General features: G+C 64.7%; 1 protein-coding gene. It reads left to right on the top strand.

Annotation, left to right across the window (positions count from 1 at the left end; genetic code table 11):
• Positions 1 to 84: 84 nt before the first annotated feature.
• A partial coding sequence (locus HWE01_RS22635; RefSeq protein WP_241822958.1) for a two-partner secretion domain-containing protein occupies positions 85 to 329 on the top strand: 245 nt, incomplete at its 3' end.

Below are 329 nucleotides of genomic sequence, written 5' to 3'. Positions count from 1 at the left end.
GCCATCAGCGGCCAGAAGTTGCCGACGGCACGTGGGGGAGCCGGTATGGTGGCACCGGCATCGTGGAAGTTTTGCACGCTGGTCTTGGCCCTCGCACTGACCTGGCAAAGCGTGGCACATGCGCAGATCCTGATAGACCGCAACGCGCCGCGCGAAGAGCAGCCGGTGGTGGTCAAGGCGGCCAATGGCGTGCCGGTGGTGAACATCCGGCAGCCCAACGCCAAGGGCCTGTCGGTCAACAGCTACCGGCGTTTTGATGTGGATGGTCGGGGAGTCATCCTCAACAACGCGGGCGGCTCCAGCAAGACCGAACTGGGCGGCTACATCGC

It is taken from the genome of Herbaspirillum sp. C7C8 (genome assembly GCF_022627875.1).
In the GTDB taxonomy this organism is placed as follows: Bacteria; Pseudomonadota; Gammaproteobacteria; order Burkholderiales; family Burkholderiaceae_D; genus Herbaspirillum.
This window is presented reverse-complemented; position numbering and strand designations above follow the sequence as displayed.